The organism is Pseudofrankia inefficax (assembly GCF_000166135.1).
Classification (GTDB): Bacteria; Actinomycetota; Actinomycetes; order Frankiales; family Frankiaceae; genus Pseudofrankia; species Pseudofrankia inefficax.
Genome location: NC_014666.1, coordinates 3441488 through 3462817 on the forward strand (window position 1 = coordinate 3441488; position 21330 = coordinate 3462817).

General features: G+C 70.3%; 19 protein-coding genes. 18 read left to right on the forward strand and 1 reads right to left on the reverse strand.

Going from position 1 to position 21330, the window contains the following annotated elements; translation table 11 throughout:
- Positions 1-2: 2 nt before the first annotated feature.
- From FRAEUI1C_RS14140 to FRAEUI1C_RS14150, 3 genes are all read left to right on the forward strand, one after another.
- Positions 3-947 (forward strand): sucrase ferredoxin, encoded by a 945-nt coding sequence (locus tag FRAEUI1C_RS14140; RefSeq protein WP_232425426.1) that lies wholly within the window; start codon positions 3-5, stop codon positions 945-947.
- Positions 948-1085: 138 nt separating this feature from the next.
- On the forward strand, positions 1086-2549 hold the full coding sequence (locus FRAEUI1C_RS14145; protein ID WP_013423989.1) for an aldehyde dehydrogenase family protein: 1464 nt from the start codon (positions 1086-1088) through the stop codon (positions 2547-2549).
- 64 nt (positions 2550-2613) lie between these two features.
- Positions 2614-3369 carry an enoyl-CoA hydratase-related protein gene (locus FRAEUI1C_RS14150; protein ID WP_013423990.1) on the forward strand — a complete coding sequence of 252 codons (756 nt, stop codon included), beginning with the start codon at positions 2614-2616 and terminating at the stop codon, positions 3367-3369.
- Positions 3370-3518: 149 nt separating this feature from the next.
- Here FRAEUI1C_RS14150 and FRAEUI1C_RS14155 read toward each other — a convergent pair whose 3' ends face one another.
- Positions 3519-5672, reverse strand: coding sequence for an acyl-CoA dehydrogenase family protein (locus FRAEUI1C_RS14155; protein ID WP_013423991.1), 2154 nt, complete (start codon positions 5670-5672; stop codon positions 3519-3521).
- Positions 5673-6014: 342 nt separating this feature from the next.
- Between FRAEUI1C_RS14155 and FRAEUI1C_RS14160 the strand changes: the two genes are divergently transcribed.
- From FRAEUI1C_RS14160 to FRAEUI1C_RS14230, 15 genes are all read left to right on the forward strand, one after another.
- Complete coding sequence (locus tag FRAEUI1C_RS14160; protein ID WP_013423992.1) at positions 6015-6995, forward strand: enoyl-CoA hydratase-related protein; 981 nt, start codon at positions 6015-6017, stop codon at positions 6993-6995.
- A 96-nt stretch (positions 6996-7091) separates the two neighbouring features.
- A complete protein-coding gene (locus FRAEUI1C_RS14165) occupies positions 7092-7718 on the forward strand; it encodes a metallophosphoesterase family protein (RefSeq protein ID WP_157734933.1) in 627 nt (208 codons plus the stop codon).
- Positions 7719-7768: 50 nt separating this feature from the next.
- Complete coding sequence (locus tag FRAEUI1C_RS14170) at positions 7769-8509, forward strand: SDR family NAD(P)-dependent oxidoreductase (protein WP_013423994.1); 741 nt, start codon at positions 7769-7771, stop codon at positions 8507-8509.
- Between the two features lie 226 nt (positions 8510-8735).
- On the forward strand, positions 8736-9164 hold the full coding sequence (locus FRAEUI1C_RS14175; protein ID WP_013423995.1) for an FAS1-like dehydratase domain-containing protein: 429 nt from the start codon (positions 8736-8738) through the stop codon (positions 9162-9164).
- Positions 9161-9601 carry a MaoC family dehydratase gene (locus FRAEUI1C_RS14180; protein WP_013423996.1) on the forward strand — a complete coding sequence of 147 codons (441 nt, stop codon included), beginning with the start codon at positions 9161-9163 and terminating at the stop codon, positions 9599-9601. Before FRAEUI1C_RS14175 ends, FRAEUI1C_RS14180 begins: the two co-directional genes overlap by 4 nt.
- Positions 9602-9704: 103 nt before the next feature.
- Complete coding sequence (locus tag FRAEUI1C_RS14185) at positions 9705-10592, forward strand: SDR family oxidoreductase (protein ID WP_013423997.1); 888 nt, start codon at positions 9705-9707, stop codon at positions 10590-10592.
- A gap of 279 nt (positions 10593-10871) precedes the next feature.
- The gene (locus FRAEUI1C_RS41020; RefSeq protein WP_013423998.1) at positions 10872-12146 is read left to right on the forward strand and encodes an amidohydrolase family protein; all 1275 of its coding nucleotides are present in this window, start codon (positions 10872-10874) and stop codon (positions 12144-12146) included.
- A 169-nt stretch (positions 12147-12315) separates the two neighbouring features.
- Positions 12316-13176: a mycofactocin-coupled SDR family oxidoreductase gene (locus FRAEUI1C_RS14195; RefSeq protein ID WP_013423999.1), complete on the forward strand. Its 861-nt coding sequence runs from the start codon at positions 12316-12318 to the stop codon at positions 13174-13176.
- 89 nt (positions 13177-13265) lie between these two features.
- Positions 13266-14480: a cytochrome P450 gene (locus FRAEUI1C_RS14200; protein ID WP_013424000.1), complete on the forward strand. Its 1215-nt coding sequence runs from the start codon at positions 13266-13268 to the stop codon at positions 14478-14480.
- Between the two features lie 19 nt (positions 14481-14499).
- The gene (locus tag FRAEUI1C_RS14205; RefSeq protein WP_013424001.1) at positions 14500-15411 is read left to right on the forward strand and encodes an LLM class flavin-dependent oxidoreductase; all 912 of its coding nucleotides are present in this window, start codon (positions 14500-14502) and stop codon (positions 15409-15411) included.
- Between the two features lie 14 nt (positions 15412-15425).
- Entirely contained in the window at positions 15426-16913 is a 1488-nt protein-coding gene (locus tag FRAEUI1C_RS14210) for an aldehyde dehydrogenase (RefSeq protein WP_013424002.1), read from the forward strand.
- Between the two features lie 88 nt (positions 16914-17001).
- The gene (locus tag FRAEUI1C_RS14215) at positions 17002-17706 is read left to right on the forward strand and encodes a TetR family transcriptional regulator (protein ID WP_013424003.1); all 705 of its coding nucleotides are present in this window, start codon (positions 17002-17004) and stop codon (positions 17704-17706) included.
- A 492-nt stretch (positions 17707-18198) separates the two neighbouring features.
- Complete coding sequence (locus FRAEUI1C_RS14220; RefSeq protein ID WP_049806900.1) at positions 18199-19311, forward strand: ABC transporter substrate-binding protein; 1113 nt, start codon at positions 18199-18201, stop codon at positions 19309-19311.
- Positions 19312-19502: 191 nt separating this feature from the next.
- Positions 19503-20618 carry an acyl-CoA dehydrogenase family protein gene (locus tag FRAEUI1C_RS14225; protein ID WP_013424005.1) on the forward strand — a complete coding sequence of 372 codons (1116 nt, stop codon included), beginning with the start codon at positions 19503-19505 and terminating at the stop codon, positions 20616-20618.
- A 16-nt stretch (positions 20619-20634) separates the two neighbouring features.
- Positions 20635-21285, forward strand: a complete 651-nt coding sequence (locus tag FRAEUI1C_RS14230) for a TetR/AcrR family transcriptional regulator (RefSeq protein ID WP_013424006.1) — start codon at positions 20635-20637, stop codon at positions 21283-21285.
- Positions 21286-21330 lie beyond the last annotated feature (45 nt).

Genomic DNA, 21330 nt, shown 5'->3' on the forward strand with positions numbered 1-21330 from the left:
ACATGACCTGGGCCAGCCCACCGGACCTGGATCCGGAAGCGAAGATCAGATGTAGCGAGTGGTCGCGGGCGGCGGCTCTTTCCCCCGTCGCGACCAGCGGTACGTACCCCGGCTTCCTCCTCCTGGAGCTCCCGCTGCCGTGGCCGGGCGACATCGGCGAGTCCCCCGAAGCGGCGGCGGTCGCGCCTCTTCTGAGCCCGGCCGGCTATCGGGTCCAGGCCGTCGTCCCGTCGAACCCGGACGCGAGTCCGGAGGAACGGCGCGTCGTCCTGTACGCGCGGTCGCCGGGCGGCGGCCCGTTCACCGGCTACCGGCGGTTCGAGCGCGCGGTCGGCCCGTCGCTGCCCGCCGCCGTCGCCGACCTGCTCGCGGGCGCCGCGAACCCTGAGTCCTGCGACCTGGAGGCCGGCGGGGCCGACGTCCTGGTCTGCGGCCACGGCCAGCGGGACAGCTGCTGTGGGCGGCTGGGCGCGGGGCTCGCCACCAGGCTGGCGGCGGCCGGGGCGCCCGAGGGCGTCACCTACCGGCGGACCAGCCACCTGGGCGGCCACCGCTTCGCCGCGACCTTCCTGGTCCTGCCGGAGGGCACGGCCTGGGCCTACGGCGATGAGGACCTCGTCGAGACGGTGCTGCGCCGCAAGGGCGACGTCGCCGACGTCGCCGGGAACTACCGCGGCTGCTGCGGCCTGGGCGGCCCGCAGGTGCAGGCGCTCGAGCTGGAGGTCCTGCGCCGGGTCGGCTGGAGCCTGCTGGACTCCCCGCGCTCCGGCTCGTTCGACGGCTCGCGCGCCGAGCTGGCCTGCGTGGACGACGCCGGCGCGACCGTCACGTGGTCGGCCGACGTCGCGCGTGGCCGGGCCGTGCCGACACCCGACTGCCAGCGCCCGCCCTCGTCGGCCACCAAGAGCCAGATCGAGTGGGCCGTCTCGGCGGTAACTCGCGACTAGCCCCGCCCTCACCGGACGGGCGCCCGGCGCGACCGCGAACCCGCGGCCGCCGTCACTTCGGTGCACAGCCAGTTCGGTGCACAGCCAGTTCGGTGTACAGCCAGTTCGGTTCACAGCGACAAGAAGTGAGGAGACGCGGTGGCCGCGCTCGAGAAGTTCCACATGACGATCGACAACGAGGACTGCGAGTCGGAGTCGGGGGAGACGCTGCGCTGCCTCGCCCCCTACGAGCAGCAGGACTGGGCGGAGATCCCGGCCGGCACGGCCGCGGACGTCGACCGGGCCGTCCGCTCCGCGCACAAGGCGTTCACCGAGGGCTGGTGGCGCCACGACGCGCGGCGCCGCGCGCAGGCGATGGACCGGTTCGCCGACGCCCTGGAGGCCGCCGGCCCGGCGCTGGCCCGGCTGGAGATGCGCGACTGCGGCAAGCCGATCCGGGAGGCGCTCGGAGTCACCGGCCAGATCGCGAACTTCTTCCGCTACGGCGCCGGCCTGTGCATGTCCGCGACGGTCGGCGAGATCCAGCAGGGTCCCTCGCCCGCGCTGATGTGCCACACCGTGCGCCAGCCGTACGGCGTCATCGCCGTGCAGGTGCCGTGGAACAACCCGCTCGGCGTCATGGTCCAGGAGGCGGCGCTGGCCCTCGCCGCGGGCAACGCCATCGTGGTGAAGCCGTCGGAGTTCGCCCCGTGCTCGATCCTGGCGCTGGGTGAGGTCGCCCGCCAGGCCGACATCCCGCCCGGCATCATCAACATCGTCTCCGGGCTCGGCCCGGTCACCGGTGCCGCGCTCTGCGACCACCCACTCGTCCGTAAGATCATTTTCACCGGTGGCGGCGCGGCGGCCCAGCTCATCGCCGAGGCGGCGGCGAAGCGTTTCGTGCCGATGGTGCTGGAGCTCGGCGGGAAGTCGCCGAGCGTCATCTTCGAGGACGCCAACCTCGACAACGCCGTGCGGTCGATCTCCGGCGGGTTCACCGGCAGCACCGGGCAGTCCTGCACGGCCGCGTCCCGGGTGCTCGTGCAGGCCTCCATCTACGGCGAGTTCGTCGAGCGCCTGGTCGCCGCGGTGAAGGCCTTCCCGCTGGGCGACCCGTCCGACCCGCGGACCGCGATCGGTCCGCTGACCTCGCGGCAGCAGGTCGAACGGGTCAGCCGGATGGTCCAGATGGGCCTCGACGAGGGCGCGACGGCGGCGTGCGGCGGTGGCCGGCCGACCAGCCCGGAGTTGGCCGACCATCCGTACTTCTTCGAGCCGACCGTCTTCACGAACGTCGACCCGTCCATGCGGATCTTCCGCGAGGAGGTGTTCGGGCCGGTGACGTGCGTGGTGCCGTTCGCCGACGAGAAGGAGGCGCTCGCGCTGGCCAACGACACCGACTACGGCCTCGGTGCCAGCGTGTGGACGAAGGACATCCACCGGGCGCAGCGGATGACCCGCGAGCTCTACGCCGGGACGGTCTGGGTCAACACCTACCGGGTGGGCGACCCGTCGTTCCCGTTCGGCGGCGTCAAGGAGAGCGGCTACGGCCGGGAGTGCGGTCTTGCCGGCTTCCACGAGATGAGCTATCTCAAGAGCGTCCGGATCGCCTACGAGCTCTGACCGGCCGAACTCGGACCGACACAGCTCGGACCAACACAACTCTGACCGACAGATGGGGACCCCGATGCGCGAGCTTGTCCAGACCGAGCGGCGCGGGCGGGTGCTCGTCATCTCGATGCGCCGGGAGGAGAAACGCAACGCGGTGGACCGCGCGCTGGCCGACGCGATCGACGGCGCGCTGAACCGGCTCGACGACGAGACCGGCCTCTGGGCCGGCGTGCTCACCGGAACGACCTCGGTCTTCAGCGCCGGCAGCGACCTGCGGTCGAGGGGGGACTACGTCACCGAGCGAGGCGGTGAGTACGGCATCATCCGCCGCGACCGCCGCAAGCCGCTCATCGCCGCCGTCGAGGGCCCGGCGCTCGGCGGCGGCCTGGAGATCGTGCTGGCCTGCGACCTCGTCGTGGCGTCGACGACCGCGCGTTTCGGCCTGCCCGAGGTCGCCATCGGCGTCGTTCCCACCTGTGCCGGGCTGTTCCGGGCGCCGCGGAGCCTTCCCCTGAACCTGGCCCGGGAGCTCATCCTGACCGGCGCCCCGCTGCACGCCGAGCGCGGCTACGCGGCCGGATTCGTCAACGTGCTCACAGAACCCGGCCAGGCCCTCGAAGCGGCGGTCGAGCTCGCGGAGCGCATCTGCGCGAACGCCCCCGTCTCGGTCCAGGCGTCCCTGGCCGCGGTGAACGAGGCGGCCCGGGCCGCCGACGACGAGGGCTGGGCGGCCACCGCCAGGGCGATGGCGCACCTCGCCGAGTCGGCGGACGGGCAGGAAGGGATCCAGGCGTTCCTGGAGAAGCGCCGCCCGGTCTGGACCGGCCGCTGACGGACGCCCGCTGACCGGGCGCCCGCTGACGGGCGCCCGCTGACGGGTGCCCGCTGACGGGTGCCCGCTGACCTGGCGCACCTGCCGGGACAGGACGGCTGTGCGCGGCGCCGTGCCGTCACGGCGCCGCGCACGCGGGTGGCGCTGTCCTACTTCAGCAGCGGGTCGCGGGGCAGGCCCAGGATGCGCTCGCCGATCTGGTTGCGCTTGATCTCGGAGGTGCCGCCCCCGATCGACCAGATGCGGTGTGTCAGGTTCAGCAGCGCGGGCCGCAGCCCGTCGCCGTCGACGAAGACAAGGTCCGGCGCTCCGGCGACCGCCAGGATCGCCGCGACCTCGTGCGCCAGCTCGGACATCACGAGCTTCGTGATCGCTCCCTCCGGCCCCGGCCCGGCGCCGGCCAGCGCCCGGCTGGCCCGCCGCAGGTTCAGCAGCCGCAGCACCTGCAGCCCCGCGACGTAGTAGCCGATCCGGACGGCCCCGCCTGGCATCCGCTCCGGGTGCGCGTCGTAGGCGTCGAGAAGCGTCGTCGCCGGCGTGGACATGTTCGAGTCGTCGCGCCCGACGCTGATGCTCTCGTTGCCGAGGTTCGCGCGGGCGACGTTCCACCCGTCGTCGATGGCCCCGACGACGTCGGCATCGGGCACGAACACGTCGGTCAGGAAGACCTCGTTGAAGTGGGCGCTGCCGTCGGGCTGGCGCAGTGGCCTGATCTCGATGCCGGGCGCCGACATTTCGACGACCATCGTCGTGATGCCCTTGTGCTTCGGTGCGTCGGCGTTCGTCCGCGCCGTGACGAGGCCTTTCGCGGCGAACTGTGCTCCGCTGGTCCAGACCTTCTGGCCGTTGAGCAGCCAACCGCCCTCGGCGCGGGTGGCGCGGGTCCTGACGCCGGCCGCGTCGGAACCGGCCTCGGGCTCGCTGAACAGCTGGCACCAGATGGTCTCCTGCGCGAGCGCCGGCGGCACCCAGCGGGCGACCTGCTCGGCGGTGGCGTGCTGGATGAGGGTGACCATCTGGTAGCCGGTGATCGGGTCCATCCTGCGGTCGATGCCGGCCGCCATCAGCTCCTGCTCGATGACGACCTGCTCGACCGCGCCCGCCTCCCGTCCCCACGGCCTGGGCCAGTGCGGCATGAGGTAGCCCGTGTCGATCAGTCGTCGTCGCCGCGCGGCCTTCTCCAGCCCGGCCAGCTCGCCGGTGAAGGCACGGATCTCGGCGCGGAACGCCTCGGCCTCGGGCGGCAGCTCGATGGTCTTGTCCCGGCTGACCCCCCGGCGGGAGAGCTCCACCAGGTCGGCCGCCGCCGTCTCCGGCGCGAGCAGCGCCTGCAGGACGGTGGCTCGCCGCAGGTACAGGTGGGCGTCGTGCTCCCAGGTGAAGCCGATGCCGCCGTGTACCTGGGTGTTGAGGTTCGCGCACAGGTACGCGGCCGGGCCGGCGAGCGCGGCCGCCGCCGCGGCGGCGTAGGTCAGCTGGTCGCCGCCGCTGGCCACTGCCCGGGCCGCGTCCCACGCCGCCGCCGTCGCCTTCTCACTCGCGACGCACATGTTGGCGCAGTGATGCTTGACGGCCTGGAACATGCCGATCGGGCGGCCGAACTGGACCCGGATCCTGGCGTACTCGGCGGCGGCGTCCGTGCAGGCTCCCGCGACGCCGACCGCCTCCGCGGCCAGGATCGTCCGGGCCAGGTCGACCAGCAGCCGGCGGCCGCCGGGGATGACGGTGGCCACCGCGCCGTCGAGCGCGACCCGGCCACTGCGACGGGTCGGGTCCAGGTTCGGCGGCGACTCGACCGTGACGCCGTCGCCCGTCTCGACGACGGCGACGTCCTCGCCGACGGGCAGGACGAGGACCGTCGCCAGCGCCGCTCCGAGCACGGGACCGGCCTCGCCGGTGACCCTCCCGTCGGACACGGTGACGTCGCTGGTCAACGCCACACCGCCGGTTCGGTCGCCGCTCGCCAGGCCGGGCAGGAGGCGGGCCCGGGTCGCCTCGTCGGCTCCGGCGGCGACGACCGCGCTTACGATCACCGTCGGGACGAACGGGCCGGGCGCCACGGCTCGGCCCAGCTGCTCGACCACGATCACGAGCTCCTCGATCCCGAAGCCCGATCCGCCGTACCGCTCGGGCAGGTGCAGGCCGAGCCAGCCCAGGTCGGCGGTCTCGCGCCAGAAGGCCGGTAACGACTCGTCCGGCGCCTCCAGCAGGGCCCGGGCCGCCAAGCGCGCGTCGCGCTTGGTCAGCAGGTCTGACGCGGCATCGGCCAGGGCCCGGTGGTCTTCGGAGATGGCGATCGGCACGACACACTTCCTTCGCTGGGACCGTGCGCGGAGTCTCGACCCGTGCTTGACGCACGGATGACAGTTCCTTGTGCGGCGGGCGCCGAGGCCCCGCCACCGACCTATTGATAAGTCTCGGTCCTTAAGATAGCGTCGCCGAGCGATGGAGGCGCGCCCTTGGAGCGGGATCATTCGCCGGCACCCGCCGCCGCGAGACAAGGGTGCTCGGCGGCCCGCGCGTGCCGGCCGGTGGTAGTGATGACGAGGGCGGGACGCCGCGCGGGCGTCGGCCCGGCTGGGCTGCGTGTTCCGAGCCCGGCCGTGGCTCACCTGCCCGGCTCGTACGCGGCCTGAGGAGGCGTAGTGACGAAGAAGAAGATAGGGCTGCCGCCCTGGAAATATGAGGAGCGCATTCCGACCGATGACTTCGAGGAGATCATTTATGAAAAGGACGGGCCGATCGGCCGCCTTATCCTGAATGGTCCCGAGAAGCGGAACCCGCTCAGCTACGCCAGGATCTGCGAGCTGGCCATGGGCCTGCACGAGATGGACATGGACCCGGACATCCGGGTGGTCATCATCAAGGGCGCGGGCTCGGCCTTCTGCTCCGGGTACGACCTCACGCCGGGCAAGGCGCAGGCCAACAACCCCAACCCCGACGACTACCGGAAGTCGATCGCGTGGGCGGACGTCGGCGACCCGCCCGGCGGCGTCTACTACGACCCGAAGAAGGACCACCCGACCTTCGCGAAGTACGAGTTCTTCGCCAGGGAGCTCTACTTCCGGATCTTCGACCTGCACAAGCCGGTCATCGCGCAGGTCCACGGCTACTGCCTGGCCGGCGGCACCCACCTGGCCGGCTTCTGCGACCTGCGGATCGTCGCCGAGGACGCTCAGATCGGCTTCCCCACGATCCGGCAGCTCACGATCGAGGGCTACCAGTACGAGGTCTGGTTGATGGGCGCGAGCCGGGCCAAGCACTTCCTGTTCACGGGCGACCCGATGGACGGCAGGAAGGCCTACGACTGGGGCTGGGCCTCGGACGTGCACCCGGCGGACCGGCTGGACGAGGAGACGGACAAGCTGGCGCGGAGCATCGCGAAGACCGATCCCGTCCTGCTCATGTCGACCAAGGCCGCGGTCAACCGCCAGCTGGAGCTGCAGGGCTTCCGGACCGGCATGCGCTGGAGCATGGACGTCCACTCGGCGGGTGTGCGCGGCAGCTACGGCTCGAACGCCGACGAGTTCTGGAAGCGTTCCGCGGAAGGCGGCCTCCGGTCCGCGGTGGACTGGCGCGACGACCACTTCGGGATCGAGTACCCCGCGGGCGACGCCACGCAGTAGGCCCGGCCACCGGATGCTCGACAACCGGATGTTCGAGAAACGGTCGCACGCCTCGCCCGTGGGCGGTCCCGCGCGGTGGGCCGGGCCGGTACCCCGATGACCGGGTACCGGATCGGCCTGCTCGCGGACACCCACATCCCCGAGGCGGGCGACGACCTGCCGGCCGCGGCCTACGCGGCGCTGGCCGGCTGCGACCAGATCCTGCACTGCGGCGACCTGCACACGATCGAGGTCGTCGACCGGCTGGAGCGGCTGGCTCCGACGCTGGCCAGCCGTGGCAACGGCGACCCGTACCGGCCGCGGCGCCGCCGGCCCGGCGTCGCCCCGGACCCGCGTGTCCGCGACGTCGTCGTCCTCGACGCTGGTGGCCTGCGGATCGGCATGACCCACGACCTGGGCCACACCGAGGGGCGCCCCGACGAGGCCGTCCGGGAGATCCTGGCCCGGACTTTCGGCGGGCCGGTCGACCTCGCGGTGTCGGGCCACTCCCACGTGCCGACGGTGTGGGCCCTGGACGACGGGACCGCCCTGGTGAACCCCGGCAGCCCGACCATGCCGTACGGCTACCTCGGCCTGGTCGGCACGGTCGGAATCCTCGATATCGGCGCCGGGGGATTCGAGGTCGCGATTCACGACCTGCGCACCGGCCGGGAACAGCTGCGGCTGACCGGGCCCGGCGCGCACCCGTTCCAGCGGGGACCGCGGCCCGTCGGCGGCCGGTGACCCGCGTTTCGGCCGGTCCCGCCGGCGGCTACCCGAGGAGGAAGTAAGCAGTGAGGCTCAAGGGGCGCCCGGTTCTGGTCATCGGTGGCGGATCCGGCATCGGCCGGGCCTGCGCGCGAGCGTGCGCGGCCGAAGGCGCGTCGGTGATGGTCGCCGACCTGGAGGAGGCCGCCGCCCGTGACGCCGTGACGGAGTTCCAGGGGGCTGGCGGTACCGCCTCGTCGGTCGTCACCGACGTGACCGACGAGCGGTCCGTCGCCCGCGCGGTCGCGGCCACGGTCGAGGAGTTCGGCGGCCTGGACACTCTCATCACCAGCGCCGGGGGCCGGGTGAGCGACTGGAAGAAGTCCGTCGAGCTCTACCTGACCGGCACCTACTACGCCTGCAAACACGCGATTCCGGAGCTGGAACGCGCCGGTCGCGGCGTGATCATCAACATCTCGTCCGTCGCCGGCGTCACCGGCTCGCTCATCGGCGGGATCGAGCAGACCGGCTACCCCAGCGCGAAGCACGGCGTCATCGGGATGACCAAGACCCTCGCACTCGCCCACGCGAAGCAGGGCATCCGGGTGAACGCGATCTGCCCGGGCTACGTCCGGACCAGGGTGACGGAGTCGATGCACGGCGCCGAGGACGGTGGCGCGGCGCTGCTCGAGCAACTGCGGGTCCCGATGGGCCGGTGGGGTGAGCCGGACGAGATCGGCCGGGTGGCGGCCTTCCTCGCCTCCGACGACGCCTCGTTCATCACCGGCCAGGCGATCGTGGTCGACGGCGGGCTGACCGCCCGCTGATTGCGGGCCAGCCGGCGGGCGGCCCACCCTCGCCACCCCGGCTGACGGGCGTCCTTCTTCACGGCGCGCCCAGGCGTCCACATTGACTAAATAAGTCGATGTGCTTAGAGTTTGCTCCGCGCCGGTGCCAGCCGAGTCTCGTCCGGAGCGCCGCTCGACGGGCGCTCTCGCCTGGGCCGTCGATCTGGCGCCGTTCTGGCGCCGTTCCCGCCGCCCGGAGGTCAACGTGGCAGAACCCTTTCCGATGGTCGTCGAGCTCGGCAAGATCCGGGAATTCGCGCGAGCCACCGGCTCATCGCATCCCGACTACCTGGAAACCGAGCAGGACGCCGTGGCGCCGGTGACGTTCCTGATGTCGTCGGCCTTCTGGCAGGTGCCGGGCTCCAACCCGTACGACGAGCGCCGACCGCTGGACATGAGCCGGATGCTGCACGGTGCGCAGGACTTCTCCTTCCCGGACGGTCCGCCCGTGGCGGGCACGCGGCTCGTGGGTCAGTCGCGGTTCGGCCGGACCTACACCAAGCGAGGTCGCCGGGGCGGTGAGATGACGTTCACCGAGGTGGTGACCGAGTACCGGGACGAGTCCGGCCGGGTCGTCGCCGAGGTCACCGGTACCTCGATCGCGACCTCACGGGCGACCGGCGACGGCGTATGAGCGCGCTCGCCGGCGGCACCACGGTGACCTGGGACGAGCTGCGGATCGGTGCGCAGCCTCCTCCCAGGGTGGACCAACCGCTGACGGTGACCGACTTCGTTCGCTACCAGGGCGCCTCGGGCGACATGAACCCGATCCACCACGACGCGGCGTTCGCCACCGCGGCCGGCTATCCGGGCCCCTTCGCCGTCGGCATGCGCCAGGCCGGTGTGCTCGCGACGTACGTGACGGACTGGCTCGGGCCACGGAACGTCCGCGCCTTCGGCGTGCGTTTCGCCCGCCAGGCCTGGCCGGGCGACGTGCTGACGTACTCGGCCGAGGTGGTGGCGCGCCGCGAGGTGGACGGTCAGCGCCTCGTCGACGTCGCGCTGCGCTGCGTGCGCCAGAACGGTGAGGAGCACCTGACCGGCACCGCGACGTTCGTCGTCCCCCGGTAGCGCCGGGGCGCTCGCGCACCGGCCGCGGACGCGGGCAGTCGGTGATCGGGAAGCAGTGAAGTGGCCGAGAAGTCGAGGACGAGAAGACGGGTGAGGAGTTCCTGTGGGAGCGCTTGAGGGCCGGGTCGCCGTGATCACCGGAGCCGGCCGCGGGCTGGGCCGGGAGCACGCACTGCTGTTCGCCCGCGAGGGGGCCTCGGTCGTCGTGAACGACGTCGGCGGCGCGCGCGATGGTTCGGGTACGGACGCGACGCCGGCCGCGGAGGTCGTACGGGAGATCGAGGCGCTCGGCGGCCGGGCCGTCGTGAACGGTGACGACGTCAGTGACGCGGCCGGCGCGCAGCGACTGGTCCGCCAGGCGATCGACGAGTTCGGCGCCCTGCACATCCTGGTCAACAACGCCGGAATCCTGCGGGACCGCATGATCGTGAATATGGGCGATGACGAATGGGATGACGTGATCCGCGTACATCTTCGCGGTCACTTCCTCCCGACTCGCGCCGCCGCCCAGTATTGGCGCGAGCAGCACAAGGCAGGACAGGTCCTCAATCCAGCCGTGATCAACACGACCTCGACATCCGGGCTGTTCAACCACGCCGGGCAGGGCAACTACGGGGCCGCGAAGACGGCGATCGCCTGCCTGACGATGATCAGCCAGTCGGAGTTCGGGCGCTATGGCGTACGGGTGAACGCGATCGCGCCGTCCGCGCTGACCCGGATGACCGCGCCCGCGGACGACGCGACGCTGGCGGACGAGGTCGTGGCGCGGCTGGACCCGGCGAACGTGTCGCCCTTCGTCGCCTACCTGGCCACCGAGACCTGCCCGATCGAGGGGCGGATCTTCTTCGTGTCCGGCGGGAAGGTGCTCCTGTTCCAGCCCTTCGCCATCGTCGACGGGATCGAGACCGAGGGCCGGTGGACTGTGGAGGCGCTGCAGGCGGCGGCGCCGCGCCTGGCCGAGGTCCCCTTCACTCTCAACCGGCCGTACTGATCGGCCCGCCGGGAGGTCGGCCGAGGCGCGGCCTCCTGCCGGGCGCCGGCGGCGAGAGGTTCCTGCCGCCGCACCCTTGCACCTCATATGTAATCCAGATAACTTAAACATCAGGGTCCAGTGGTCGATCAATGGACTGATCGGCCGTCCCCGCCGTTCGGCGGGCGGGCATCGAGGCGAGGAGGCGCTCGTGGGGCGAGCTGTGGGACCACGTCGAGATCCTCGCCCATTCAGAACCCACACCGTCGCGCCGCGGCGCACCAGGCTGGGGGAGTTATCGTGAGCCTCACCGTAAGCACGCCCGCGGCCGACGCCGTCATCGGTGACACGGATCGTTATCTGATCGTCTCCAGCGACTCGCACGCCGGCCCGGCGCTGGAGAAGGACCTCCGGCCGTATTGCCCACCGAGGTATCTCGCCGACTTCGACAGCTACGCCGACCGTTATCGCCGGGCGCTGTCGACGATGCCGGACCCGATGATCGAGGACGCGACCCAGCCGGCCCTCGACGCCTACGCGGCGCTGCTCGCCTGCGACGGCCTCCACGATCCGCACGCGTTCCTTCGTGACATGGACGCCGAGGGAATCGCCACGCAGGTCATCTTCGCCGGCGGCGGGAACAAGGAACCGCTGCCCTGGTCGGACGGTTTCAACGCGGGCGACCCGAACACCGACCCGGCGCTGCGCGCCGCGGGCGGCCACATCTGGAACCAGTGGCTGGCGGACTTCGCGTCCGTGGGCCCGGAGCGCCTCCTGGGCGTCATGCAGATCCCGATCTGGGACATCCCGGCAGCCGTCGACGAGATCCACTGGGGCAAGGAGCACGGGCTGCGGGCGATCAACTTCCCGGCGCCCAGGCCGGACTACCCCGCGTACAACGACCCGGTCTACGAGCCGTTCTGGTCGGCGGTCGAGGAGATCGACCTCCCGCTGGTCTGTCACGTCGCGAGTGGCATGCGTCCGACGATCTCCGGGCGCGGCGCCTTGATGATCTTCGCGACCGAGCTGCAGTTCTACAGCCGGCGAGCCTTCGGGCAGATGGCCTTCGGGGGCGTCTTCGACCGGCACCCCCGGCTGCGGCTCGGGTTCGTGGAGCAGCGCGCGGGCTGGGTGGCCGAGCACATCAAGGAGCTCGACTCCTGCTACGTGGACCCGCGCCGTGACTACAGCGACAAGCCGGACAGGTCGCCGGGGGAGTACTGGCGCGAGAACTGCTTCGTCGGGTGCAGCTTCATGGCCCGCTACGAGGCCGAGCTGCGCCACGACATCGGGCTGAACACCCTGCTGTGGGGCTCGGACTATCCGCACGTCGAAGGCACCTGGCGGCGCACCCCGCAGGCTCTTCGCAAGACGTTCGCGGGGCTGCCCCGGGCCGACGTCCGGGCCATCCTCGGCGACAACGCCCTGCGGGTGTACGGGCTCGATGAAAGCGTCCTGCGGCCGGTCGCGGACCGCATCGGGCCCACCGCGGCGGAACTCGACCGACCGCTGCCGCCCGACGAGCATCCCGCTCATCTGGGGCTGGCCTTCCGGGAGTTCGGGCCGTTCGCCTAGGCCAGCCGACCGATCGTCGTGCACCCGGCAGCCGCGGGCATGGCTGCCGGGGTCGGCCCGGCCTCCCGAACTGGCCGGCACCGCAACGCGTCCGCCCTGGTCAGCGGACCCGTACAGTGCCCGGCGGTGCGTGTCACCGGCGGGCGGATCAGGACTCAAGGAGAGCATCGTGACAGGCCGGCTTGAAGGCAAGGTTGCATTCATCACGGGCGCCGCGCGAGGCCAGGGGCGGGCGCACGCCCTCCGGATGGCGCAGGAGGGCGCCGACATCATCGCGGTCGACATCTGCCGGGACATCGCGTCGAACCCGTACCCGATGTCCCGGCCCGAGGACCTCGCGGAGACCGAGCGCCTCGTGAAGGAGACGGGCCGGCGGATCGTGGCCCGCCAGGGCGACGTGCGCGAGCGGCCCGAGCTGCGGTCGGCGCTGGACGACGGCCTGCGCGAGTTCGGCCGGCTGGACATCCTGGTGGCCCAGGCCGGCATCCTGCCGATGCACCCCGAGAAGCCGAACCCGATGGACTTCGTCGACGCCGTCGACGTCGACCTCCTCGGCGTGATGAACGCCGTCGCGGTGAGCCTGCCGCACCTCGGCGACTGGTCCTCGATCATCATCACCGGCTCGACCGCGGCCCAGATGGAGCACACGGTCCAGGGCGACCCGGGTGGCTCCGGCTACGGCTACGCCAAGACGATGCTGATGGAGTACACCCGCCAGATGGCCACGCACCTCATGGCGCAGCCGGTCCGGGTCAACTGCATTCACCCGACGAACGTCAACACGGGCCTGCTCCACAACGAGCTCATCTACAAGCTGCACCGTCCGGACCTCGAGAACCCCACCCGCGAGGACGTCGAGCCGGTCTTCCAGGCGACGCAGGGCATGCCCATTCCGTACATCCAGCCGCTGGACGTCGCCAACCTCGCCCTTTTCCTCGCGTCGGACGAGGCCCGGTACATCACCGGCCAGAACATCTGCGTGGACGCCGGGTCGCTGCTCAAGACGCCGGTGCACAGCGGCGGTTACTGATCGTCTGAGGTGGGCGCAGGAAAGTCGGTGAACGCCGCCGTGGAAATCCCAAACCGGGTACCGGACCGAAGCAGACAAGGAAACCGAACGTGATCACACAGGAAGTCGACATAAATTTCGATCTCCCAGAGATCGTCACCGATCCGGTCCCCACCTATGACCTGATTCGTTCCGCCGGCCGCGTCGTGCTCAACAAGCGGTTAGGCGTGTGGATGGTGCCCGGGTACGAGGACGTGCTCACGGTGCTGCACACCCCGGCGATCTTCTCGAACGCCGCGTACGGCATGGGCGAGCTGCCGCCGATTCTTGACGGTGCCGAGATCATGATCAACGCGGATCCGCCGAAGCACCAGCCGCTGCGCAAGGTGGCGCTGAACGCGTTCGTCCGGCGCAGCCTCCGCAAGATGGAGGACACGATCCAGCAGGTCGTCACGGATCTGCTCGACGACCCCGCGCTGGCCGACCCGCTGGCGGGCGGCGGCGAGGCCGAACTGGTGAACGCCTACTGCCGTCCGCTGCCCGCCCAGGTCATCGCGCGCCTGCTCGGCGTGCCGCTGAGCGACCTGCCGGACTTCGTCCGCTGGTCGGACGACCTCTCCGCGCTCATGGACTCGGGACAGCGGGGGACACCAGAACACCAGCTCCGCTGGCAGCGCGGCGCCGACTCCGGCGTGGAGATGAAGGCCTACCTGACCGACCAGATCAATCGGCACCGCCGCGAGGAGCACGACGACCTCATCAACGACCTGCTGGTCGCCAACGAGAACGGCATCCTGGACGACAAGGAGCTGCTCGCCACCTGCGTCCTGCTGATGATCGCGGGAAACGAGACCACCACCAAGCTCATCGGCACGTCGCTGCGGCTGCTGGGCAGCAATCCCGACGTCCGGCGCTCCCTCGTCGAGGACCCGAGCCTCATGGCGAACGCCGTCGAGGAGATCCTGCGGTACGAGGGTGTCACCACCATCGTTCCCCGCAACCTCACCCAGGACACGACCCTGGCCGGCGTGGACCTGCCGGCTGGGTCGATCGTGATGGCGCTGCTCGGCGCGGCCAACCGCGACCCAGAGGCCTTCGAGGACCCGAACAGGTTCGACATCTCCCGGCACACCTCGAACAGGCACGTGGCGTTCGGGCACGGTATCCACCTCTGCCTGGGCAACCAGCTCGCCCGGATGGAGGCTCGGCTGGCGCTGTCGGCCTTCCTGAACCGGTACCCCGACTACGACCTGGGGGACTGGCAGTACCGGGGCGTGTTCCTCACCCGGGGGCTCGAGTATCTGAAGATCTCGGTCGGCCGGTGACGACCATCAAGGGGCAGCAGTGACTTTCTTCGGCGTGCACGCCGGTCCGCAGATGTGCACCATGGACGAGCTGCGCCAGGTGTGGCGGGCCTCCGAGGACCTGGGCTTCGACTGGGTCAGCATCTGGGACCACTTCTACGCGAACCCGCGGGCCTTCGACGAGTCCTGCTTCGAGGCGGTGGCCAGCCAGGCCGCGCTCGCGGCGACGACCTCGCGGGTCCGGGTCGGCTCGCTGGTCTACTCGGCGGGGTACCGGCATCCGGCCGTCCTGGCCAACGCGGCCGTGACGATCGACCACATCTCGAACGGGCGCCTCGAACTCGGCGTCGGGGCCGGCTGGCACAAGCCCGAATATGAGGGCTACGGCATTCCGTTCGAAACGCCCGGCGTGCGGCTGCGCCGGCTCGCCGAGTCCATTGAGATCATCAGAGCGCTCTGGACGACGGACGTGGTCGACTACGACGGCGAGTTCTACACGCTGCGTGGTGCTCGTTGCGTTCCCAAGCCGGTCCAGCCGTCGGCGCGGATCTGGGTGGGCGGTACCCAGCCCAAGGCGCTCGCCCTGGCCAGCCGGCTCGGAGACGCCTGGAACGTCGCCGCGGTGTCGCCGAAGGAGTTCGAGCAGAAGTACGAGATCGTGCGCCAGAACGCGCCCGACCCCGACCGGCTCGCCACCGGCGTGAACCTCGTCTACGTCGGCGTCGGGGAGAACGGCCTCGAGGCGGAGCTGCGCAAGCGGCTGTACGACCCGACCCAGTCCCAGCTGACGGACAACATGCTTGTCGCCGACGACATGTCCCGCGTGGCCGACCGGGTCAAGGAATACGTCGACGCCGGCGTGCAGTGGATCATCCTCAACATTCGTGCCCCGTTCGACCTCGACCCCCTGCGCCGATTCGCCGAAGAGGTCATACCCCTGTTCCGCTCGTAGGAGGGAGTGAAGCAATGACGCAGCCCCGAGACACCGTGTTGGCACTGCGGCACCCGGACAAGTTCTTCATCGGCGGGGCGTGGGTCGAGCCTTCCAGTGAGGCGCGCTTCGGGGTCGTCGACTCGCATACCGAGGAAGTCTTCCTCACGGTCGCCGAGGCGCAGGAGGCGGACGTCAGGCGTGCGGTCGACGCCGCGTACGAGGCGTTCCACCACGGTCCGTGGCCCAGGCTCTCGCACGCCGAGCGGGCCGAGTACCTGCGAGCGGTCGCCAAGGGGATCAGGGACCGGGCCGAGGACTTCGGCCTCGCTCTTCCCCGCGAGAGCGGAATGATTCACGCGATCGCGCGGGGTGCTCCGCACATGGAGGCGGGCTTCTACGAGCTCTTCGCCGGAATGGCGGACACCTTCCCGTTCGAGGAGCCGGCGAAGGCCAGCTACGGCGGCTTCGGCCTGATCGTGCGGGAGCCCGTCGGCGTCGTGGGCGCGATCGTCCCCTGGAACGGGCCGCTGTCGACCATCGTCCAGAAGACCGCGCCGGCGCTGTTGGCCGGCTGCACGGTGATCGTGAAGTCCGCGCCCGAGTCTCCGGTCGAGGGGCTCCTGCTCGCCGAGATCATGGAGTCGGTCGGGCTGCCGCCAGGCGTCATCAACTTCGTGACCGCGGACCGGCAGGCGTCCGAGGCTCTGGTCAGAGACCCCCGGGTCGACAAGATCACGTTCACGGGCTCCACGGCTGCCGGTCGGCGTATCGCCTCGATCTGTGGCGAGCGGATCGCCCGCTGCACGCTGGAGCTCGGCGGCAAGTCGGCGGCCGTCGTCCTCGACGACTTCGACATCGCCGAGGCGGCCGCGACGCTGACCTTCTTCGAGTGCATCAACACGGGGCAGGTCTGCTCGTCGCTCACGAGGATCGTGGTCACCGGGGACCGGCACGACGCGATGGTCGAGGCGCTCGCGGACCTGTTCTCGCGGGTGAAGGTCGGAGATCCGTTCGAGGCGGACACCGGGATGGGCCCGCTCGTGTCGCGGCGGCAGCGCGACCGGGTCGAGGGCTACATCGCCAAGGGCATCTCGGACGGCGCGAAGCTCGCCGCGGGTGGTGGCCGCCCGCGGGACCTCGACCGTGGCTGGTACGTCGAGCCGACGGTTTTCGGGGACGTCGACAACGGTTCGACGATCGCCCAGGAGGAGATTTTCGGGCCTGTCCTCAGCGTCATCCGAGCCGAAAACGAGGAAGACGCGGTACGGATCGCGAACGAGTCGAATTTCGGCCTGAACGCTTCGGTCTTCACCAACGACCTAGAGCGGGCTCAGGCCGTAGCCGGACAGCTGAGGTCGGGCACGGTCGGGCACAACACGATGGCGACCGACTTCGGCATCGCGTTCGGTGGCTTCAAGCAGTCCGGCATCGGACGGGAAGGCGGCACCGAAGGCCTTCTCCCGTTCCTCGAGACGAAGACGGTCATTCTGAAAAATACCCCGGACAGGTACCGTCTGTAGGAATCGGCGCGCCGGGTGGGCGGGGGCCATCCGGCGGATCTGGTGCCGTCCATCCGGCCACGCACCGCACCTGGTGCATACTAAAACTGTGTCTTCCTCGACGCGCGGACAAGCGCCGGAACCGACCCCGAAGACGGGCGGTCGAGACCGGTCGAACTCGCGCGGCGAGGCGACCCGTCTTCTGTTGCTGGAGAAGGCGGAGGAGCTCTTCGCGCATCGAGGAATCTCGGCGGTGCCATTGCGCGACATCGGCACGGCCGCGGGTCAGAAGAACAACGTCGTGGTCCAGTACCACTTCGGTGATCGTGAGCGCCTGATCCGGGAGATTGCCGCGTACCGGGGCCGGCTGAGCGAGCAGGTGCGGGTGGAACTGCTCGCGGACCTGTTCGCGACGGGACGTTCACCGCGGGTCGCCGACCTGGTTCGAGCCTGGATCAGGGCACTGTCGTGTCATCTGGAAGCGGACAACTTCTACCTGGCGTTCCTGTCGCGCTACGTCATTGAACGCGGCGGCTACGTGGGCCTCGAAGGCATGGAGATCAGCAACACGATCTACACGTTCACCTCGATGCTGCGCCGGCTCCTGCCGACCCATCCGGGGACGCTTCTCGACGAGCGCTGGATGGTCATGATGACCAGCGCGGTCCATACGCTCGCCCGCTATCAGACGTCCCTGCGGGCGGGTGGCCTGCCGGCGCCGCTCCCTCGTCTGGTCGCCGATCTCGTGGTTCTCTTCGCGGCGGCGCTCGAAGCGCCACCCGCTGGGATCGACGTGGGCGTCGAGGCGGGCTGACCCTCTGGGCCGTACGGTCCGGATCGCGGGGCCGGCTCCCCGCGCTTGGTCACCAGGCCTGGTCGGTGGCCAAAGGCTTCGTCTCGCGTCTCGGCCGTCCGCGCGTCGTGTCCGCGCACGGATCGCCGGACGCGCCGGGCCTGCGCCGGCGGCCGGTGGCGCACGCTGCTCGGCCCGGCATGCGCCGCGAGCAGGGCAGACTCACCTCTTCGACCCCTCGAAGCCATGGACGTTTCAACCTTCGTAAATTAAGCTCCTTAGCTGAGTCTTCATGAACGCCTCAGTCGTCGCCGTGCGGCGCCGCGACGCTCGTTCCGCTGTCGACCGATAGCTCACCCGACCAAGGAGGAACCAGTGTTTCGTCGAGCATGCGGTGTAGTGGCGGCGATCGCGGCCACCACACTCGTCGTGGCTGCCTGTGGCAGTAGTGGAAGTGGCGGCGGCGGAGGCGCTTTATCGTCGTCGACGGCGGGCAGCAGGATCTCGATCAAGGTGGGAATTCTGACGGACGCGACCGGTCCGGGTAACGCCACCGCCGCGGCCGTCGACGGGATCAAGGCGGGCATCTACAACGCCAAGAAAGACGGCATCGACATCCAGTACGTCGTGGCCGACACGGGTACGAACCCGGCGACGGCCGTGACCGCCGCGACGCGCCTGGTCCAGCAGGACCACGTCACGGTGGTCATGGCGTACTCCTCCGTGCTGTTCGCCGCCGCGCCCTACCTGGCTGCGCACAACGTTCCGGTCGTCGGTGTCGCCCAGGACGGCCCCGAATGGATCTCGGACCACAACATGTTCTCGGTGTTCGGCCCGGCTCACCAGGAGCTGGTGTCGACGACCTTCGCGAAGTTCTTCAAGCAGCAGGGCGCCACGATCCTCGGCTCGCTCGGCTACGGCATCGCGCCGAACTCGGCGCTGGCCGCCAAGGCGCTGGGCGTCTCCGGTCCCGCCGAGGGCCTGACGGTCGGCTACATGAACCCGAACTTCGCGTTCGGTGGCACCGACGTCGGTCCGGTCGCGCTGGCGGTGAAGAACGCCCACGTCGACGGCTTCCAGACCACGACGGCCATCTCGGCCAACTTCACCCTGCTCAAGGCGATGCGGGACATCAACGGCCTGCCCAAGACGGTCGTGCTCTTCACGGGCTACGGCGCCGAGCTGATCAATGCCGGTGCGGCCGCCCAGCGGGACGCCCAGGGCGTGTACTTCCCGATCTCCTACGAGCCGGTCGAGCTGAACACCCCGGCGACGCAGCGGTTCCAGGCGGCGCGCAAGGCTGTCGGGCTGACCGGCATCCCCAGCTACGCCGAGTACTTCGGCTACGCGGGCGTGGACCTGCTGGAGGCGGGGCTGAAGGGGTCGGGCCCGACGCCGAGCGCGGCCAAGATTATCAGCACGTTGAGCACCGTCCACGACTTCACCGCCTATGGGCTGACCGGGGACCACAGCTTCGACGTCAACGACCGGACCCACGTCGTGAACGGCCCGGCGAACTGCATGTGGTTCACCCAGTTCGAGAACGGCAAGTTCGTGCCGGTCAAGGGCGCCTCACCGCTGTGTGGGGAACTGCTGGAGGGCAAGACGGTGTCGCTCACCCAGTAGCTCGGTGATGGCTGAAACGTCCGCCGAATCCGGTGGGTGAAGGCAGGATGCCCCGGCTCCGGACCATCAGGTCCGGAGCCGGGGTGGCGTTCGATCCAACGGCCAAGAGACTTCTTGATAAGCGCAAAGACTTAAGCTAGCTTGACCTCGCGGCGGGCATCGACCAGCCCTCTGACACGGGAGACACCGGCGTGGACTTCGCGTTCAGTACCGAGCAGGACGAGCTGCGGGCCGTGGTCCGCGGCTTCCTCGCGGACCGATCTCCGGAGCCCGACGTCCGTCGCCTCATGGAGACCTCGGATGGCTTCGACCCGACGGTCTGGAAGGAGATGGGCGAGGACCTCGGGATACTGGGCCTCGCGATCCCCGAGGAGTACGGCGGCGCCGGTTGCGGCATCGCGGAGGTCGGCGTCGTCCTGGAGGAGGCCGGCAGAGCACTGCTGTGCGCGCCGTACTTCTCCAGCGTCCTGCTCGCCTCGTACGCCCTCCTGCACAGCGGCGACGAGGCGGCCAAGGCGGACTATCTGCCGGGCCTCGCGTCGGGTCAGCTCCGAGGAACGCTCGCGCTCACCGAGGACGACGGCCGGTGGGATGAAGGCGGCATCGCGCTGCGCGCCCACCGCTCGGCGGCCGGCTGGACGCTCGACGGCCACAAGAGCTTCGTCATCGACGGCGGTACCGCCGATGTCCTCGTGGTCGCCGCGCGCACCTCCGGCGGCGTGAGCCTGTTCGTGGTCGACGGCGCGGCGCCAGGTCTCGCCACGACGGCGATGGCGACCATGGATCTCACCCGGAAACAGGCCCGGCTGGAGTTCTCCGGTGTCCGCGCCCGGCTGATCGGCGTCGAGGACGGCGGCTGGCCGGTTCTGTCCCGGGTACTCGATCTCGCCGCGGTCGGACTGGCGGCCGAACAGGTCGGGGGAGCGGCGCGGGTCATGGAGATGGCCGTCGACTACGTCAAGGTCCGGCACCAGTTCGGCCGGGCCATCGGCTCGTTCCAGGCCGTCAAGCACAGCTGCGCGAACATGCTCGTCGACGTCGAGTGCGCGAGGTCGGCGGCGTACTACGGACTCTGGACCGCCGCCGCGGACAGCGACGAGCAGCAGGTGGCGGCCAGTCTCGCCAAGGCCTACTGCTCCGAGGCCTACGTACGCTGCGCCGGGGTGAACATCCAGCTGCACGGTGGGATCGGATTCACCTGGGAACATCCCGCGCACCTCTATCTCCGGCGCGCCAAGAGCTCGCAGCTGCTGTTCGGCGACTCGGCGTTTCACCGCGACCTGCTGGCCCAACGGGTCGGGATCTGAGAGCGAGTCACCGATCATGGCAGGTCTCCGGGAGCGCAAACGCACCGAGACCCGGCAGCGCATCTCCGCCGGCGCGACGCGGCTGTTCGAGCAACACGGCTTCGAGAACGTGAGGCTGGTCGAGATCGCTGCCGCGGCCGACGTGTCCGTCAATACGGTCCTGAACTACTTCAGGGCCAAGGAGGACATGTTCTTCGACGCCGAGCCGGCCAGCTGTGACGAACTGGTGACGGCCCTCTCGGAGCGCGGTCCTGCCTCGTCCGCCGCGGCGCTTCGACCGCTGCTCGTCGACAGCCCGATACTGGCGGGCTCGTTACCCTGGGCGTCGGTTGACGACAGCTGGTGGAACGCGCTGCGCGAACGGGCCGCCTGCGAACGGCGGTCGCCGGCGCTGACCGCGCGGCGGGCGTCGATCCTGTTGTCCTGGATGGCGCCGCTGGCCGAGGTGACCGGCTCCGCGGCGTGCGCGGCGATGGTGACCGGCATACTGGCCCTCCGGCAGACCGTCATGCAGGACGGGCTGATCGACGGGCAGAGACCGAGCATTGTGGGGCCTCGGGTCCGGACCATCATGAACAACGCACTGGACGCGCTCGAGCGGGCTTTCCCGGCGGAGCACCTCGGCCCGGTGGCGCCGGTTCCCCTCCAGGAAGCTCGGCAATGCTAAGGCGACGAGAGGCCTGCGATGTTATCTGCCGCTGAATCTTTCCAG

Excerpts from the sequence above, each read along its gene's own strand:
- FRAEUI1C_RS14140 (WP_232425426.1), top strand. The coding sequence starts at position 3 with ATGACCTGGGCCAGCCCACCGGACCTGGATCCGGAAGCGAAGATCAGA.
- FRAEUI1C_RS14150 (WP_013423990.1), top strand. The coding sequence starts at position 2,614 with ATGCGCGAGCTTGTCCAGACCGAGCGGCGCGGGCGGGTGCTCGTCATC.
- FRAEUI1C_RS14165 (WP_157734933.1), top strand. The coding sequence starts at position 7,092 with ATGACCGGGTACCGGATCGGCCTGCTCGCGGACACCCACATCCCCGAG.
- FRAEUI1C_RS14180 (WP_013423996.1), top strand. The coding sequence starts at position 9,161 with ATGAGCGCGCTCGCCGGCGGCACCACGGTGACCTGGGACGAGCTGCGG.
- FRAEUI1C_RS14210 (WP_013424002.1), top strand. The coding sequence starts at position 15,426 with ATGACGCAGCCCCGAGACACCGTGTTGGCACTGCGGCACCCGGACAAG.
- FRAEUI1C_RS14230 (WP_013424006.1), top strand. The coding sequence starts at position 20,635 with ATGGCAGGTCTCCGGGAGCGCAAACGCACCGAGACCCGGCAGCGCATC.